At 63.2% G+C, this 17,380-nt stretch carries 17 protein-coding genes; 9 read left to right on the top strand and 8 right to left on the bottom strand.

The window, feature by feature from the left end; all coding sequences use genetic code 11:
• From B3D39_RS09355 to sucC, 5 genes are all read right to left on the bottom strand, one after another.
• Positions 1-984: dihydrolipoyl dehydrogenase family protein (locus tag B3D39_RS09355; RefSeq protein ID WP_286789624.1), on the bottom strand; the 984-nt coding region annotated here is incomplete at its 3' end.
• A gap of 6 nt (positions 985-990) precedes the next feature.
• Positions 991-2,526 (bottom strand): 2-oxoglutarate dehydrogenase complex dihydrolipoyllysine-residue succinyltransferase, encoded by a 1,536-nt coding sequence (odhB, locus tag B3D39_RS09350; protein ID WP_286789623.1) that lies wholly within the window; start codon positions 2,524-2,526, stop codon positions 991-993.
• Between the two features lie 4 nt (positions 2,527-2,530).
• The gene (locus B3D39_RS09345; protein ID WP_286789622.1) at positions 2,531-5,488 is read right to left on the bottom strand and encodes a 2-oxoglutarate dehydrogenase E1 component; all 2,958 of its coding nucleotides are present in this window, start codon (positions 5,486-5,488) and stop codon (positions 2,531-2,533) included.
• A gap of 552 nt (positions 5,489-6,040) precedes the next feature.
• Complete coding sequence (gene sucD, locus B3D39_RS09340) at positions 6,041-6,928, bottom strand: succinate--CoA ligase subunit alpha (RefSeq protein ID WP_075776193.1); 888 nt, start codon at positions 6,926-6,928, stop codon at positions 6,041-6,043.
• A gap of 5 nt (positions 6,929-6,933) precedes the next feature.
• The gene (gene sucC / locus B3D39_RS09335) at positions 6,934-8,127 is read right to left on the bottom strand and encodes an ADP-forming succinate--CoA ligase subunit beta (RefSeq protein WP_078519722.1); all 1,194 of its coding nucleotides are present in this window, start codon (positions 8,125-8,127) and stop codon (positions 6,934-6,936) included.
• 235 nt (positions 8,128-8,362) lie between these two features.
• Here sucC and B3D39_RS09330 point away from each other — a divergent pair, with 235 nt between their 5' ends.
• The gene (locus B3D39_RS09330) at positions 8,363-9,427 is read left to right on the top strand and encodes a glycosyltransferase family 2 protein (protein WP_274961904.1); all 1,065 of its coding nucleotides are present in this window, start codon (positions 8,363-8,365) and stop codon (positions 9,425-9,427) included.
• On the opposite strand, the gene B3D39_RS09325 is transcribed toward B3D39_RS09330, so the two are convergent.
• Positions 9,414-10,673, bottom strand: a complete 1,260-nt coding sequence (locus B3D39_RS09325) for a hypothetical protein (RefSeq protein WP_274961903.1) — start codon at positions 10,671-10,673, stop codon at positions 9,414-9,416. The two genes, B3D39_RS09330 and B3D39_RS09325, sit on opposite strands and share 14 nt — an antisense overlap.
• 69 nt (positions 10,674-10,742) lie before the next feature.
• Positions 10,743-11,705, bottom strand: a complete 963-nt coding sequence (mdh, locus tag B3D39_RS09320; RefSeq protein WP_078539780.1) for a malate dehydrogenase — start codon at positions 11,703-11,705, stop codon at positions 10,743-10,745.
• A gap of 225 nt (positions 11,706-11,930) precedes the next feature.
• Between mdh and B3D39_RS09315 the strand changes: the two genes are divergently transcribed.
• On the top strand, positions 11,931-12,674 hold the full coding sequence (locus B3D39_RS09315) for a sulfite exporter TauE/SafE family protein (RefSeq protein ID WP_274961902.1): 744 nt from the start codon (positions 11,931-11,933) through the stop codon (positions 12,672-12,674).
• 9 nt (positions 12,675-12,683) lie between these two features.
• Here the strand turns inward: B3D39_RS09315 and B3D39_RS09310 are convergent, their stop codons facing one another.
• Positions 12,684-13,016 carry a hypothetical protein gene (locus tag B3D39_RS09310; protein WP_216644087.1) on the bottom strand — a complete coding sequence of 111 codons (333 nt, stop codon included), beginning with the start codon at positions 13,014-13,016 and terminating at the stop codon, positions 12,684-12,686.
• Between the two features lie 176 nt (positions 13,017-13,192).
• Between B3D39_RS09310 and B3D39_RS09305 the strand changes: the two genes are divergently transcribed.
• From B3D39_RS09305 to B3D39_RS09275, 7 genes are all read left to right on the top strand, one after another.
• Complete coding sequence (locus B3D39_RS09305) at positions 13,193-14,053, top strand: HpcH/HpaI aldolase/citrate lyase family protein (protein WP_414717989.1); 861 nt, start codon at positions 13,193-13,195, stop codon at positions 14,051-14,053.
• A gap of 12 nt (positions 14,054-14,065) precedes the next feature.
• Entirely contained in the window at positions 14,066-14,617 is a 552-nt protein-coding gene (locus tag B3D39_RS09300; protein ID WP_274961900.1) for an NnrU family protein, read from the top strand.
• Between the two features lies 1 nt (position 14,618).
• Complete coding sequence (locus B3D39_RS09295; RefSeq protein ID WP_078546137.1) at positions 14,619-14,822, top strand: DUF1737 domain-containing protein; 204 nt, start codon at positions 14,619-14,621, stop codon at positions 14,820-14,822.
• Positions 14,822-15,856 carry a MaoC family dehydratase gene (locus B3D39_RS09290; protein WP_274961899.1) on the top strand — a complete coding sequence of 345 codons (1,035 nt, stop codon included), beginning with the start codon at positions 14,822-14,824 and terminating at the stop codon, positions 15,854-15,856. Before B3D39_RS09295 ends, B3D39_RS09290 begins: the two co-directional genes overlap by 1 nt.
• Positions 15,857-16,111: 255 nt before the next feature.
• Complete coding sequence (sdhC, locus tag B3D39_RS09285; protein WP_274961898.1) at positions 16,112-16,501, top strand: succinate dehydrogenase, cytochrome b556 subunit; 390 nt, start codon at positions 16,112-16,114, stop codon at positions 16,499-16,501.
• A gap of 11 nt (positions 16,502-16,512) precedes the next feature.
• Positions 16,513-16,905, top strand: coding sequence for a succinate dehydrogenase, hydrophobic membrane anchor protein (locus B3D39_RS09280; RefSeq protein ID WP_078539774.1), 393 nt, complete (start codon positions 16,513-16,515; stop codon positions 16,903-16,905).
• A gap of 13 nt (positions 16,906-16,918) precedes the next feature.
• A partial coding sequence (locus tag B3D39_RS09275; RefSeq protein WP_286789621.1) for an FAD-binding protein occupies positions 16,919-17,380 on the top strand: 462 nt, incomplete at its 3' end.

Genomic DNA, 17,380 nt, shown 5'->3' with positions numbered 1-17,380 from the left:
GGCCTTGTGGGCGAGCATCGGGCCTGGCACGCAGTCGCCGATTGCGAAGATGCCCGACACGTTGGTCTGGAAATTGGCATCAATCTCGATGAAGCCGCGGTCGTTCGTCTTTACGCCTGCGCTTTCCAGCCCGAGGCCCTCGGTGTAGGGGCGCCGCCCGATGGCTACTAGGATAGTGTCGCAGTCGATGGTCTCGCTGTCGCCGCCCGCGGCGGGCTCGATAGTCAGCTTAACCTTGGTCTTGAGCTTTTTGGCGCCGGTCACCTTTGTACCGAGCCTGAAGGTCATGCCCTGTTTCTTAAGAATTCGCTGGAAGGTCTTGGCGACCTCACCGTCCATGCCGGGCGTGATCCGGTCAAGGAACTCCACGACCGTGACCTCGGCGCCCAACCGCGCCCACACGGAACCCATCTCGAGCCCGATATAGCCGCCGCCGATGACTACGAGATGCTTTGGCACGGCTTTGAGTTCGAGGGCGCCGGTCGAGCTGACGATGCGCTCCTCGTCGATATCCACGCCCGGCAGGAGGGCGGAATCGGATCCCGTGGCAATCAGTACATATCGGGTCTGCAACGACTGGGTGGTGCCGTCGTCGCCGGTCACGACGACTTCCCTAGCGCTCCTTATTTCGGCGGTACCGAAGATCGGCGTGACTTTGTTCTTCTTGAATAGGAACTCGATGCCCTTAGTGTTGTCGTCCACGACCTCGGTCTTGTGCGCCATCATCGCGTCGAGGTCGAAGGAGACCTTGCCGGCCTTGATCCCGTGGGCGCCGAGTCCGTGCTGGGCGTGAGCGTAGTGTTCCGAGGACTGCAGCAGGGCTTTCGAGGGGATGCAGCCGATATTCAGGCAGGTGCCGCCGAGGGTGGTCCGCTTCTCCACACAGGCGACATTGAGTCCCAGCTGGGCCGCGCGGATGGCGGCCACATACCCGCCCGGGCCGGAGCCGATGATTACAAGATCGAAGGACTGCGTTTCTGTCATAGCTTTCTAAACCTCGATCAGGAGCCTCTCAGGATCCTCGATCGCCTGCTTGACCCGCACTAGGAACGTCACCGCCTCGCGGCCGTCGATTATCCGGTGGTCGTAGCTGAGCGCGAGATACATCGTCGGGCGGATGACGATCTCGTCGTCGATCACCACCGGTCGCTTGACGATGTTATGCATGCCAAGGATACCCGACTGCGGCGGGTTCAGGATCGGTGTCGAGAGCATCGATCCGAAGATGCCGCCATTCGTGATCGTGAAGGTGCCACCTGTCAGTTCTTTTATAGTCAGCTTGCCATCGCGCGCGCGTTGCCCGAAATCGGCGATTTGTCCCTCTATCTGGCTGAAACTCTGCTTGTCGGCGTCGCGCAAAACGGGGACGACAAGGCCCTGCTCGCCGCCCACGGCGACGCCGATATCGTAATAGTTCCGGTAGATGATCTCGTCGCCGTAAATCTCGGCATTGACCGATGGCAGTTCCTTGAGCGCATTGATTGCTGCCTTCACGAAGATACTCATTAAGCCGAGCTTCACGCCGTGCTTCTTCTCGAACAGGTCCTTGTACTGCTTGCGCAGTTCCATGACCGGGCCCATGTCGACCTCGTTGTAGGTGGTCAGCATGGCCGCCGTGTTCTGCGCGTCCTTCAGGCGGCGCGCGATGGTCTGGCGCAGGCGGGTCATCTTCACGCGCTCTTCGCGCGACGCGTCATCGGCATTGACCGGGCCACGCGGCGCCTGCGAGGGCGTCGAGGCGACGTTGACCGACGCCTGCTTCGGCGCGTTTTCGGCCTTGGCCACGTCTTCCTTCATGATCCGGCCGTCTTTGCCAGACCCCTGAACGGAGGCCGGGTCGATGCCCTTCTCGGCCATCAGCTTCTTGGCCGAGGGCGCATCCTCGACATCCTTGCCACCCTTGCCGCTGGCAGCGGGGGCTTCGGATTTGGCCTCTTCCTTGGCTGGGGCGCTGGCGGAAGCGCCACCGCTTTCGCCTTCGGCGATCACGGCAAGCTTGGCCGAGGCATCGACGGTCGTGCCTTCTTCGGCGACGATCTCTTTGAGAACGCCAGCCGCAGGAGACGGCACTTCGACGGAGACCTTGTCGGTTTCCAGCTCGCAGAGCATCTCGTCGGCCGCGACCGTGTCGCCAACCTTCTTGAACCACGTCGACACAGTTGCCTCGGTGACCGATTCACCAAGGCTGGGCACCATCACGTCGGTCATTTTTCCCTCATTCGATTGGGGCTGTTGGGCGGGTTTTTCCGCCGGTTTGTCTTCTTTCTTCTTCGGCGCGGGGCTGGCGCCGGCCTCTTCGATCGTCGCGAGAAGCGCATCGACGCCGACGGTCTCGCCTTCGGCGGCCACGATCTCGCCGAGCGTGCCGGCCGCGGGGCTCGGCACTTCGACGGTCACCTTGTCGGTTTCGAGCTCGCAGAGCATCTCATCGGCGGCCACCGTGTCGCCGGGCTTCTTGAACCAGGTGGCGACGGTAGCTTCCGTGACGCTCTCTCCGAGCGTGGGAACGCGGACTTCAGTGGACATCTATTCAACCCTCCAGTGCATCGTTGACGAGCGCGTCTTGCTCGGCCTTGTGGCGGCTTGCCAGACCCGTGGCGGGCGAGGCGGAAGCTGCACGGCCTGCATAGCGCGCACGGGCATGTTTCGCGTCGATCTTGGCGAGGACCCATTCGATATAGGGCTCGACGAAGAACCAAGCGCCTTGGTTCTTCGGCTCCTCTTGGCACCAGACGATCTCGGCATTCTTGAAGCGGGTCAGCTCTTTGGTGACCGCCTGCGCGGGGAACGGGTAGAACTGTTCCAGACGCAGCAGGTAGACATCGTCCAGCCCGCGTTCGTCGCGCTGTGCCAGCAGGTCGTAATAGACCTTGCCCGAGCACATCACGACGCGCTTGATCTTGTCGTCGGACTTCAGCTCCATTTCCGAGTTGCCGCGCTGCGCGTCGTCCCAAAGCACGCGGTGGAAGCTGGACCCGGTGGTGAAGTCTTCCGTGGTCGAGACTGCCTTGGGGTGACGCAGAAGCGATTTCGGCGTCATCAGGATCAGCGGCTTGCGGAAGCTTCGGTGCAGCTGGCGGCGCAGGATGTGGAAGTAGTTCGCCGGCGTCGTGCAGTTCGCGACGATCCAGTTATCTTCCGCCGACAGCTGCAGGAAGCGCTCCAGACGGGCCGAGCTGTGCTCGGGGCCCTGACCTTCGAAGCCGTGCGGCAGCAGGCAGACGAGGCCCGACATGCGCAGCCATTTCCGCTCGCCCGAGTTGATGAACTGGTCGAACATGATCTGCGCGCCGTTGGCGAAATCGCCGAACTGCGCTTCCCAGAGCGTCAGAGCCTTCGGTTCCGCCAGCGAGTAGCCGTATTCGAACCCGAGCACCGCGTATTCACTGAGCATCGAGTCGATCACCTCGTAGCGGGCCTGACCCTCACGGATGTTGTTCAGCGGATAGTAGCGGTCTTCGTTGTCCTGATTGACCAGCGCCGAGTGGCGCTGCGAGAAGGTGCCGCGGGTGGCATCCTGACCCGACAGACGGACCGGGTAGCCCTCGGTCAGAAGCGAGCCGAAGGCCAGTGCCTCGGCGGTCGCCCAGTCGAAGCCCTTGCCGGTCTCGAGCATCTGCTTCTTGTTGTCGAGCAGACGCCCGACCGTCTTGTGCAGCGCGAATTTCTCGGGCGCGGTCACGAGCGCCTTGCCGACCTCTTCGAAGGTCTCGGGCGCGATCGCGGTGGTGCCGCGCTCGTATTCGCTCTTTTCCTGTTCCATGCCGGACCAGCGACCGTCGAGCCAGTCGGCCTTGTTCGGCTTGAAGACCTTGCCGGCTTCGAACTCCTCGTTGAGATGCGACTGGAACGAGGCTTTCATATCCTCGATCTCGCCCTCGGGGATCAGGCCGTCCGCCACGAGACGCTCGGTGTAGAGCTGCAGCGTGGTTTTGTGGGTCTTGATCGACTTGTACATCACCGGGTTGGTGAACATCGGCTCGTCGCCTTCGTTGTGACCGAAGCGGCGGTAGCAGAAGATGTCGATGACCACGTCCTTGTGGAACTTCTGGCGGAACTCGGTCGCGACGCGGGCTGCGTGCACGACGGCCTCCGGATCGTCGCCGTTCACGTGGAAGATCGGAGCTTCCACCATCAGCGCGAGATCGGTCGGGTAGGGCGAGGTGCGCGAGAAGTGCGGCGCGGTCGTGAAGCCGATCTGGTTGTTCACGACGAGGTGGATCGTGCCGCCGGTGCGGTGCCCGCGAATGCCCGAGAGCTGGAAGCACTCGGCCACGACGCCCTGACCGGCGAAGGCCGCGTCACCGTGCAGCAGCACCGAGACGACCTTGGAGCGGTCCGAACGGTCGGCCAGCTGGTCCTGCTTGGCGCGGACCTTGCCGAGCGCGACCGGGTTCACCGCTTCGAGGTGCGAGGGGTTCGCGGTCAGCGACAGGTGGACCTTGTTGCCGTCGAACTCACGGTCGGCGGACGCGCCGAGGTGGTATTTCACGTCGCCGGAGCCGTCCACGTCCTCGGGCTTGAACGAGCCGCCCTGGAATTCGTGGAAGATCGCGCGGTAGGGCTTTTGCAGCACGTTGGCGAGGACCGAGAGGCGACCGCGGTGGGGCATGCCGACCACGACCTCTTGCAGGCCGAGCTGACCGCCCCGCTTGATGATCTGCTCCATCGCGGGGATCAGCGCTTCGCCGCCGTCGAGGCCGAACCGCTTGGTGCCCATGTATTTGACGTGCAGGAACTTCTCGAACCCTTCCGCCTCGACGAGCTTGTTGAGGATCGCGCGGCGGCCGGTCTTGGTGAAGGTGATCTCCTTGCCGTAGCCTTCGATGCGCTCTTTCAGCCAGGCCGATTGCTCGGGGTCGGAGATGTGCATGTATTGCAGCGCGAAGGTGCCGCAATAGGTGCGCTTCACGATATCCATGATCTGGCGCATCGAGGCGATCTCGAGGCCGAGCACCTTGTCGATGAAGATCGGGCGATCCATGTCGGCATCGGTGAAGCCGTAGCTCTTCGGATCGAGCTCCGGATGTTGACCGGTTTCGCGCATGTTCAGCGGGTCGAGATCGGCGGCAAGGTGGCCACGGATACGGTAGGCGCGGATGATCATCAGCGCGCGGATCGAGTCCAGCACGGCGCGTTTGACCGCGGCTTCGTCGACCGGCACGCCAGCCTCGGCGGCCTTCTTCTTGATCTTGTCGCCAGCAGCCTTGCCCTCGGCAGGGGCGGCGGGCCATTCGCCGGTCAGCGCGGCGGTCAGGTCGTCGGCAACCACCGGCGGCCAGTCACGACGCTCCCAGCTTGCGCCTTCGGCGGATTTCTTCACGTCCTGATCGGGATCACCGAGCGAGGCGAAGAAGGCAGCCCAGGCGGTATCGACCGAAGACGGATCTTCGGCGAACTTGGCGTAGAGCTGCTCGACATATTCGGCATTCGCGCCTTGCAGGAACTGCGAGGCATTGAACTGGTCGTTGGGGGATTGGTCGGTCATTTTCCTCACCTTCGGTCGGTGAAACAGGGATCTGTGGAACTCGAACGTCTATCAGCGGCCCATTGAACGGTTGGTTAAACGCTGGGCGCGTGTGGTGGCGGGGTCACGCGGCGCGCGAACGCCCTCGCGACGGATACAAGAGTGGAACGGGACATGATGTAGGGTCCTTTCCTTCGCGCGCGGGGCCATCACGGATACTCCGAAACCGGCACCTGCAGTCCCGGGCATATTGCCTTCTGGGTCAGTGATGTAGGTGCTGATGTCAGGACTTCCATGCAGGGCAGGGATGCGCACAGTCTGAACTGCGACCGGTGAGCGGACGACCGCGACCGGAGCGAGGCCGCCAGGGGCGGGCTTTCCGGTGCGTTTGGCGACGCGCTCAGCCGCAGAAAAAGACCGGCCCCCGTCGCTGCTTTCAAGCAGGGCGCATGCGACCGTCCCCGAAACGGGGAGGGAGGCGCGCCGTGCGATCCGCAGCGACATGGGTCCGGTCCTTTCCTTGGTCAGGATGCAGGGCCGCGTGCGCCGCGACCCCGCCTGTCTCAATAGGGCTTATTCGCCCTTGATCGCTTTCATCACGGCTTCGCCCAGCGTAGCGGGGCTGTCTGCGACGACGATACCGGCCGATTTCATGGCTTCGATCTTCGATTCCGCGTCGCCCTTGCCGCCCGCGACGATCGCGCCGGCGTGGCCCATGCGGCGGCCGGGAGGGGCCGTGCGGCCAGCGATGAAGCCAGCGGTCGGCTTCCAGCGACCTTTCTTCTTCTGCTCGGCGAGGAATTCCGCGGCTTCTTCTTCCGCCGAACCACCGATCTCACCGATCATGATGATCGATTCCGTTTCCGGATCGTCGAGGAACATGTCGAGCACGTCGATATGCTCGGTGCCCTTGATCGGGTCACCGCCGATGCCGACGGCCGAGGACTGGCCCAGACCCATATCGGTGGTCTGCTTGACCGCCTCATAGGTCAGCGTGCCCGAACGCGACACGACGCCGACCGAGCCACGCTTGTGGATGTGGCCGGGCATGATGCCGATCTTGCAGGCGTCGGGCGTGATGACACCGGGGCAGTTCGGGCCGATCAGGCGCGATTTGCTGTCGATCAGCGCGCGCTTGACCTTCATCATGTCGAGGACCGGGATCCCTTCGGTGATGCAGACGATCAGCTCCATTTCCGCGTCGATCGCTTCGAGGATCGAGTCAGCCGCGAAGGGCGGCGGAACGTAGATCACCGAGGCGTTCGCTTCGGTCTTGGCTTTCGCCTCGTGGACCGAGTTGAAGACCGGCAGGCCGAGATGCTCTTGGCCGCCTTTGCCGGGCGTCACGCCGCCGACCATCTTGGTGCCGTACGCGATTGCCTGCTCGGAGTGGAAGGTGCCCTGCGAGCCGGTGAAGCCCTGGCAGATGACCTTGGTGTTTTCGTTGACGAGAACTGCCATGATTCTTAGCCTTTCACCGCTTTGACGATTTTTTCTGCGCCATCCGACAGGTTGTCGGCGGCGATGACGTTCAGGCCGGAATTCGCGATGATTTCCTTGCCTTTTTCGACGTTGGTGCCCTCGAGGCGGACAACCAGCGGCACTTCGAGGCCGACTTCCTTCACCGCAGCGATCACGCCTTCGGCGATGATGTCGCAGCGCATAATGCCGCCGAAGATGTTCACGAGGATCCCTTTGACGTTCTTGTCCGAGGTGATGATCTTGAACGCTTCGGTCACTTTCTCTTTCGTGGCGCCACCGCCAACGTCGAGGAAGTTTGCCGGTTCCGCACCGTAGAGCTTGATGATGTCCATCGTGGCCATTGCGAGGCCAGCGCCGTTCACCATGCAGCCGATCTCACCGTCGAGCGCGATGTAGTTGAGGTCGTATTTCGACGCTTCGAGCTCTTTGCTGTCTTCTTCGGTCTCGTCGCGCAGGGCGGCGATGTCCGAGTGACGGTAGACGGCGTTGCCGTCGAAGCCGAGCTTGGCGTCGAGAACCTTGAGGTTGCCGTCGGTCATGACGATCAGCGGGTTGATCTCGAGCATCTCCATGTCCTTCTCGACGAAGGCTTGGTAGAGCTTGCCGAGAAGGCCGACCATCTGCTTCACCTGCGGGCCTTCGAGGCCGAGCGAGAAGGCGACGCGGCGACCGTGGAACGGCTGGTAGCCGGTGGCCGGGTCGATCGAGAAGCTGAGGATTTTCTCGGGCGTGTTCGCCGCGACTTCCTCGATGTCCATGCCGCCTTCGGTCGAGGAGACGATCGAGACGCGCGAGGTCACGCGGTCGACGAGCAGCGCGAGATACAGTTCGCGCTCGATGTCGGAGCCGTCTTCGATGTAGATGCGGTTGACCTGCTTGCCCGCCGGGCCGGTCTGGTGCGTCACGAGCGTCTTGCCGAGCATCTGCTTGGCGAGCGTTTCAGCCTCTTCGACCGATTTGGCGAGGCGGACACCGCCCTTTTCGCCGGCTTCGGCTTCCTTGAAGTGGCCCTTGCCGCGACCACCTGCGTGGATCTGCGCCTTGACGACCCAGAGCGGACCATCGAGTTCGCTGGCTGCGGTCTTCGCTTCTTCGGCCTTGAGGACGACACGGCCGTCCGAGACCGGTGCGCCATAGCTCTTGAGAAGCTGTTTGGCCTGATATTCGTGGATATTCATCCTTGGATACCCCATGCTGGTGCGATTTGAGGGGGTTCTAGGCTGTTAAGCGGGGCGGACAAACCGAAATCGCGACATTCTGCCCCACTCGCCCGGAAAAAGCGACATACGTGATCACAGCGCGGAATGGTGTGATCACAAATTGGAAAATGCTGCGCTGTGGCATGGGAGCACTGGCACGACTCGGTTAATTGAACCTATCTGCGCTGAGGGCATTGGCAGGGATCGAATTTAGATGACGCAAGGGCAAGATATGCCGCGCTGGGGCGTGGTGGCGACGGTGGACGAGCCCGCGGCGCTGGTAGCCGCCTATGTCGCGCATCATCTGAGCATCGGCGCGAGCGAGGTCCATGTCTTTTTCGACCGCCCGAACCGCGAAGCCGAGGCGCTGCTCGCCCCGGTCGAAGGGGCGTTTATTCACCATTCCGGCGAGGACGACTGGGCGCGCAGCTGGCGGAAGAAACGCCCCGCGCGCCATCAGGGCCGCCAGAAATACAATGCGACCCGCGCGCTGAACGAGACCAACCTGGATTGGATGATCCATTGCGACGCGGACGAGTTCGTGAGCCTCGCGCGCCCGCTCGAATGGGAGCTGGCGAAGACGGGGGAGCAGAAAGCGTGGCTGCGCTTGGAGGTCGACGAACGCTGCTATCTCGACCGCACTCTGGGCCCGGATATTTTCAGCGGTGTCTTTAGGCGACGCTGGGACGGATTTCAGGACGACGGGCTGATGTTCTACGGCTTCCGCGCGCGCTTTCTGAAGAAAGGCCTCGCGGGCCATGTCGCCGGAAAACCTGTCGTGCGGGCCGGGCGCGGCTATGCGATCGGGGTGCATTACCCGCTGAAAGACTGGGACAGCAAGGAAAACGATCTGCCTTATCGGCCGAGCTATAATGGTCGGCTGATGCATTTCGACGGGCTGACGCCGTTGCACTTCATCCTCAAGATGCTGCGCCGCGCGACGACGAAGGTGAAGGGCCAGCCCGTTCCCTATGTCGGGTCCCGCAAGGCGCAATTCGCAGAGGCCGCCGAGCGCGCCGCCGATCCCGCCGAGCTGATGAGCCTCTGGTGGGAGGTGCAGGGGATGCGCGATTACGAGGCCGATGAGCTGGAAACCCACGAGCTGCTGACCCGCCCCGAAGTGAAGATCGCGACTGAGACCCGTGCGCTCTTCGGCGACGAGGTCGATCTTTCGCCCGCCGCCTTCGATCGCGCGCTGCTCCTCCATGAGGCCGAGTTGATCGGGCGGCTGCGCGAGGAGTTCGGTTTCGACCCGGAGCCGCTCGTCAGTTCAGCGTGAACATCATCATGCCGGTCCGTCCGCCAACCAACCGCGAAAAACGCGTCCAGTTCTCGGGCGTCAGCATCGGCGTGTCGGTGAAGTAAGGATCAAGGGCCCAGCCCTGAACCACCCCGGTCAGGGGCAGCGGCGCGGGGTTTTCCAGCCACGCCCCCAGATCGACCCCGACCGGCACACGCCAGAAGGGGAAGGACTTCTCGCTCGTCAGCAGCGCCTCGCCATCGCTCAGCACGCCCCGCCATGTCTCGCCCAGACCGTCGGGAAATTCCACGCCAAGCGCCTGATCCTGCGCGTCGCTCGGAATCCATTCCGCCTGATTGTCGGTCTCGGCCTCAGCCAGATCCCAGAACTGCCGGTTATCCCCAATCATCGCCAGCCAATGATCCCGCGCGGCACGGGTGCGCGTCGGATTGGGCTGCTGGTGGAGCATGTCGAGCACCGCCGCCGCCGGGTCGATGAAGCTGAACATCATCAGACCGTCCATCGACGTGGCTTGCCCGGTCCCCATCGCCCTGTCGCGCGCGTCCACGAGTTTCGCATAGGTGGCCATCACGCGGGCGATGGCAGGTTCAGGGTCGAAGGCCAAGATTAGCTCGCCCACGCCCGAGACCAGATGCGTATAGGCCGAAAGCCAGGCCGCATCCGCATTGTCGAAGCGCACGATCCGCGAGGCGCCCGGGGTGGCCTCCGGTGCGCGGGGCATGAAGGCACCGCGCAAGAGCGTCACGGCGTCCTCGCCGTCGTCACGCGTGCCATTGCCGTTCAGGTCAAACCAGAGATCGTTCAGATCGATCGCAAGGCCGAACTCCGGCCCATCTGCGAGCCCGTCGAGCGCGGTCTTGGCGCGATCCATGCCGGCGATCAGCGCCTCGCTTTCGCGCGGGACCGCGTCGGCGGTGAAGGTTTCGCGCGGCGCGTCGCGCCTGCCGGGAAGGTTGCCCACGAAGGGCATCAGCACACGAGCGCCGCCCGCTTCCAGCTGCCAGCGCATCGTCGCCTCGAGGCTCGCGAGGAATTCCAGCCCGCCGAGCGCGAAACGGTCCTTCGGGTCAAGCGCGTCCTGCGATTGCAGATCGGCGAGCACCGGCGCGATCCCCTCTGCCCCGATCCGCGCCGAGATTGGATCGGCGGCAGGTGCCTCGCTTCGCGCGATCTTGGCGGTCACCGGCCCGTCTTGCGCATGCGTGGTGATCGGTGAAAGGGCGAGAAGAACGGCAAGGCACGGGGCGAGACGGGCGGAACACATGGCACTCTCCAAAACAAAGGGCGCGCCAGTAAAGGCGCGCCCCAAGATTGGATCAGTCCTGGCTTTCGATCAAGCGAGCGTGCTGTCGATGCCCTTGCAGGCGGCCACGAGACCTTTGACTGCGTCGACCGACTTGTCGAACATCGCCTGCTCGTCCTTGTTGAGCTTGATGTCGATGACCTTCTCGATGCCTTTGGCGCCGATCACGGTCGGCACGCCGACATAGAGACCGTCGAGGCCGAGCGCACCTTTGACGTAGGCGGCGCAGGGCAGAACGCGCTTCTGGTCTTTCAGGTAGGCTTCCGCCATCTCGATCGCCGAAGTGGCCGGGGCATAGAAGGCCGAACCGGTCTTCAGCAGGCCCACGATCTCTGCGCCGCCGTCACGGGTGCGCTGGATGATCGCGTCGAGCTTTTCCTGCGTGGTCCAGCCCATCTGCACGAGGTCGGGCAGCGGAATGCCACCGACGGTCGAGTAGCGTGCGAGCGGCACCATGGTGTCGCCGTGGCCGCCGAGCACGAAGGCGTTCACGTCACGCATCGAGACGCCGAATTCCAGCGACAGGAAGTGACGGAAGCGGGCCGAGTCCAGAACGCCCGCCATGCCGACGACTTTCTCTGCCGGCAGGCCGGAGAATTGCTGCAGCGCCCAGACCATCGCATCGAGCGGGTTGGTGATGCAGATGACGAACGCGTCCGGCGCGTGCGCTGCGATGCCTTCGCCGACCGATTTCATGACCTTGAGGTTGATGCCCAGCAGATCGTCGCGGCTCATGCCCGGCTTGCGCGGAACGCCAGCCGTCACGATGCAGACATCCGCGCCCGCGATACCGGCGTAATCGTTGGTCCCCTTGAAGGAGCCGTCGAAGCCCTCGGACGGGCCCGATTCCGCGATGTCGAGCGCTTTGCCCTGCGGCGTACCTTCGGCGATATCGAACAGAACGACGTCACCGAGTTCCTTGATGGCGGCGAGATGGGCGAGCGTACCGCCGATCTGGCCGGCGCCGATAAGGGCGATCTTGGGTCTGGCCATTTGGTCCTCCGGGTGGATGGATTGGAAAATAGATCGCAGGTGGAGTAGCCCTTTGGCTCGCAAAGGGCAAGGGCGCTGCGCTGCGGCGACACTGTTTGTATGCACTCGTATGCCGAAACTGGGGCCGCACACTGACGTGCGGTTCCGTTTCGTCGCGCGCCGTGTCAGCAAGGGGGCAAGACGGGGCGGAGCGATTCTGTGACCCGCAGGGAAGGGAGCATCCGAATGGAGTTGAGCCTGCTCGGTTGGGCGCTGGCGCTGCTCGCCGCGGTGATGGTGGGGCTGTCAAAAGGCGGTATCCCGATGGCGGCCTCGATCTCGGTCCCGGTCCTGACGATCGTGATGGACCCGGTCGCGGCGGCGGGGCTGTTGCTGCCGGTCTATATTGTCGCGGACATGTTCGGTCTTTGGGCCTATCGCAAGCATTTCGACAAGCGGGTGCTCGCGATCATGATCCCGGCCACGACGATCGGGATCGGCATTGGTTGGGCCACAGCCGAGGTCGTGTCAGAACGCTGGGTGACGCTGATGATCGGGGTGATCGGCGCGCTTTTCGCGTTGAACGCGCTGTTCCGGCATCGGCATGGCGCGCGGCAGGAGGCGAAAGTCGCACCGGGTCTGTTCTGGGGCACCATCGCGGGCTTCACCAGCTTCGTCAGCCATTCCGGCGCGCCGCCCTTTCAGGCTTACACGATCCCGCTGAACCTGCCGAAACAGGTCTTCGCGGGCACGGCGACGGTTCTCTTTACCTATGTGAACCTTGCGAAACTCGGCCCGTTCATCGCGCTGGGCGAGGTGAACTGGGACAGCCTCGGCACCGCGTTGATCCTGGCGATCCCCGCCTCTGCCTCGGTGTTCCTTGGTGTCTGGCTTGTGAAGCGCATGCCCACGGAGATCTTCTTCAAGGTCGTGATCTGGGCGCTTCTGCTGATCTCGCTGAAGCTGATCCAGCAAGCGATCACCGGGTGAGGGCGGCGCCTAGAGCGCCGCGTCCTTTTCCTTGAGCGTCCCGTCGAGCTCCTCGAACGCCTCGCCCGAGGCGATCAGACAACTCACGCCATCCGCCGGTGTGACTATGATCGTCCAATTGCCCGCCTCGGCTGCGAAAATCTCCAGCACGGAGTTATTCGCGGAGAGCGCCACCATGCGGCGGCTCTCGTGATATTTCGCTTCGAGATTGGCCACGATCTCATCTCGCTTGCCGCAGGCGCGCGACGGATCAGACGGGTCCCTCGTCTCTCCGTAAGAAGCCTGTGCGAAGCCGATCGCTGCGGCCAGGCCGAGCGTTAGCACATAAGTTTTGTTCAGCATTTTGATCCCTCTGAGGTCATCATCAAAGAGTGACGGCCCAGCTGTCAAGAAAGCTTTACGTCGCGGCTTCGTATCGCTGAACGCTGTGATTTTTCTGCGTTGCGGCAAATCGGGGCTTGCCGATTCTGTCTCATTCGTGCGATTTGGCGAAAGAAAATTGCGAGATGGAGAATCAAATGGCCCGCCCGACCCGTTCCGTGCTCTACATTCCCGGCTCGAAAGAGCGTGCGCTGGAGAAGGCCACCGGGCTTGCCTGCGACGCGATCATCTTCGATCTCGAAGACGCCGTGGCGATCGACGAGAAGGCCAATGCGCGCGCGCTGCTCGCGAAGATGCTGACCGAGGTCGATTACGGTCCGCGCATGAAGATCGTGCGGATCAACGGTCTCGACACCGAATGGGGGCGCGAGGATGTGTTGGCCTTCGCCGACGCGATCCGCAACGGCGCCAAGGTCGATGCGATCCTGATCCCGAAAGTCTCCACCCCCGCCGATCTCGTCGAGGTGGCGGATCTGATTCAGGGCGTACCGCTCTGGGCGATGATGGAGACCGCGCTGGGGATGCTCAACGCGGGCGATATCGCGGCCTATCCGCGGCTCGAAGGCATGGTGATGGGCACAAACGATCTCGCGAAGGAGCTCGGGAGCCGTTTCCGCGCCGACCGTCTGCCGATGCTGCCGGGGCTGGGCCTGTGCCTGCTGGCCGCGAAAGCGCATGGCAAAATTATCGTCGACGGCGTCTATAACGCCTTCAAGGATGACGAAGGTCTGAAGGCCGAATGCGAACAGGGCCGCGACATGGGCTTCGACGGCAAGACCCTGATCCACCCGGCGCAACTCGAGGTCTGCAATGCCGCCTTCGCGCCCTCGGAAGCCGAGATCGATCTCGCCCAACGCCAGATCGCTGCCTTCGAGGAAGCCGAGAAAGCGGGGCAGGGTGTCGCGGTCGTGGATGGAAAGATCGTCGAAAATCTGCATATCGTCACGGCGCGGCAAGTCCTCGCCAAGGCGGAGGCGATTGCCGCGCTTGGCAGCTAAGAGGCAATCGCAATGGCACTACTCATCCTCGGCGTCCTGATCTGGTCGCTCGCACATCTGGCAAAACGGATCTTTCCGGGCTTCCGGCGCGCGCTCAAAGGGGCCGAGCGTCCGATGGTCGCCGCGCTCCTCCTGATCAGCCTCGTTCTGATGTTCGTCGGCTGGCGCGCTGCCGATCCGGTCTTCTACCTCTGGACGCCGAACGCGGCGCTCAAGGGGATCAACAACCTGCTGATGCTCTTCGCGGTCTACCTGTTCGCCGTTTCGGGCATGAAGCTCTGGCTCAGCGGCAAGATCCGTCACCCGCAGCTGACCGGCGTGAAGACCTGGGCCTTTGCGCACCTTCTGGTCAATCCGACCCTGCCGGGGATCATCCTGTTCGGCGGCCTGCTCGCCTGGGCGGTGGTCGAAGTCATCCTGATCAACAAGAAGTCGAAGCCCGCCAAGGTCACCCCCGAGGTGAAGATGGGCAAGGAGATCGGCGGGATCGTCGGCACGCTGGTCCTCTACGGCCTGATCGCCTCGATCCACATCTGGTTCGGCCACAACCCGTTCGGAGCCTGATATGCAGATCTACCGCCTTCTGACCGAGGAAGACACCTCGGCCTTCTGTCACAAGGTCAGCCTCGCGCTGTCCAAGGGCTGGGTGCTGTATGGCGATCCGCAATATGCCTACGATCAGGCGAATGGCGTGATGCGCTGTGCCCAGGCCGTGACCAAAGAGATCGAGGGTGAGTATCACCCCGACATGAAGCTGGGAGAGCAATGATGGGCAAGACCAATCCGGGCCGTTTCTTCGAGGATTACAAGCTGGGCGACGTGATCCGTCACGCCGTCCCGCGCACCGTGGCGGAAGGGGAGCGCGCGATGTATCACGCGCTCTATCCGGCGCGCCATGCGCTCTATTCCTCGGATGAATTCGCGGCGGCTTGCGGATTGGAGGGCTCGCCCCTCGACGATCTGATCGCGTTCCACGTCGTGTTCGGCAAGACGGTCCCGGATGTGTCGCTGAACGCGGTCGCCAATCTTGGCTATGCAGAAGGGCGCTGGCTGAAGCCCGTCTATCCGGGCGACACGCTGCGCTCGGAATCCGAGGTGATCGGGGTCAAGCAGAACTCCAACGGCAAGTCGGGCGTGGTCTATGTCCGCACCCGCGGGCTGAACCAGGTGGGCGAGACCGTGCTGGAATATGTCCGCTGGGTGATGGTGCGCAAAGGCGATCTGGATGCCCCCGCGCCCGAGACCGTACTGCCCGATCTGGCATCTGTCGTGGCGCCTGCGGATCTGGTGATCCCGGAGGGGCTGAGCTTCAACGATTATGATTTCGATCTGGCGGGCGAGCCGCATCGCTGGGGCGATTACGAGATCGGCGAAAAGATCGACCATGTGGACGGCGTGACCATCGAGGAAGCCGAGCACATGATCGCGACGCGCCTGTGGCAGAACACCGCCAAGGTGCATTTCGACGCGACTTTCCGCGAGGACGGCCAGCGCCTGATCTATGGCGGGCACGTGATCTCGATGGCGCGGGCGCTGTCGTTCAACGGGCTGGCGAACGCCCAGATGATCGTGGCGCTCAATGGCGGGGCGCATGCCAATCCCTGTTTCTCGGGCGATACGGTGAAGGCATGGTCGGAAGTGCTCGACAAGGCCGAGACCGGCGCGCCCGGCGTGGGCGCGATCCGTCTGCGTCTGGTCGCCGTGAAGCAGGGCGCGCCCGAGTTCGCCTATAAGGGAGAAGACGGCAAATACCTGCCCGAGGTCCTGCTCGATCTCGACTACTGGGCGTTGATGCCGATCTGATCCCGGCTTGAGAGACTCACTCGCGGGGGCAGGGCGCCCGCGAGCGTTAACATGTGATCACGCACAGAATTTATGTGATCACAAAGCGAATTTTTCGCCGCTCTTTATGCGTAAATGACAGGTTTTCAAGCTTGCCCCCCGTGACTTGGGAGAAATTTACGCTACTAAAAGAGCCAATTCCGGCCAGCTCCGCGCCAGCGCGTGCCTCCGATAGAGGCCGACGAGAGCGCCGAGCCCAGCGAAAAGGGACCGATCATGGCTGAAGCGAAACAGGTTGAGCGTCCGCTTTCCCCGCACCTTCAAATTTACCGCCCGCAGATGACGTCTTTCTCGTCGATCATGACGCGGATCACCGGCAACGGGATCATCGTCGGCGTGCTGCTGCTCGTCTGGTGGCTTCTCGCCGCTGCGACCAGCCCCGACTACTTCAACTTCGTGAACGCGATCGCGACCTCGTGGTTCGGCGATCTCGTCTTCACCCTGTCGCTGCTGGGCGTCTGGTATCACTACCTCGCCGGCATCCGGCACCTCATCTTCGATGCGGGTAAATACATGGACATCAAATCCGCCGAGATGCTCGGCTGGGTCTGCACCATCGGTTCGGTCGTGCTGACCGTGCTGACCCTCATCATCATCCAATTCTGACGGAGGCCCTCATGCGTTACCTCACCGACCGCAAGCGCGCCGTGGGCAAGGGCGCCTCGGGCACCGGCCCCGAGCATCACTGGTGGATGTCGGCCTCGGCCGTGGCTCTCGCCTTCATGATCCCGACCTGGCTCTACATCGTCGGCACCACGCTCGGCGCCGATCAGCAGACCGTGATCACGACCTTCTCGCAGCCCTTCCCGGCCATCCTGACCGCGCTGGTCGTGATCGTCGGCATGCGCCACTTCGCGAAGGGCACAGAGATCTGGATCGAGGATTACATCCACGGCACCGCCGCAAAGGCGACCAAGATCGCGATGCATTCGCTGGCTTACGTGATCATGGCGACCGCACTCTATGCACTCGGCAAGATGGTCTTCATCGGCCTTCTGCTGGGCAACTGAACGGGACGAGATAATGGCTGCTTACGAATACGAAACGCATAATTACGACGTGGTCGTGGTCGGCGCCGGTGGCTCGGGTCTGCGCGCCACGCTCGGCATGGCCGAACAAGGCCTGCGCACCGCCTGCGTGACCAAGGTCTTCCCGACCCGCTCGCACACGGTCGCCGCACAGGGCGGCATCGCCGCCAGCTTGGGCAACATGGGCCCGGACAGCTGGCAGTGGCACATGTACGACACGATCAAGGGCTCGGACTGGCTCGGCGACAACGATGCGATGGAATACCTCGCGCGTCACGCCCCCAAGGCCGTCTACGAGCTCGAGCACTACGGCGTGCCGTTCTCGCGCACCGAAGAGGGCAAGATCTACCAGCGTCCCTTCGGCGGCCACACCACCGAATACGGTGAAGGCCCGCCCGTGCAGCGCACCTGTGCCGCCGCGGACCGCACCGGTCACGCGATCCTGCACACGCTCTAC

The sequence above is a fragment of the Thioclava sp. UBA3469 genome (assembly GCF_002378135.1).
Taxonomy (GTDB): Bacteria; Pseudomonadota; Alphaproteobacteria; order Rhodobacterales; family Rhodobacteraceae; genus Thioclava; species Thioclava sediminum.
Note: the sequence above shows the minus strand (reverse complement) of the source record. Positions and strands in the feature narration are given on the sequence as shown.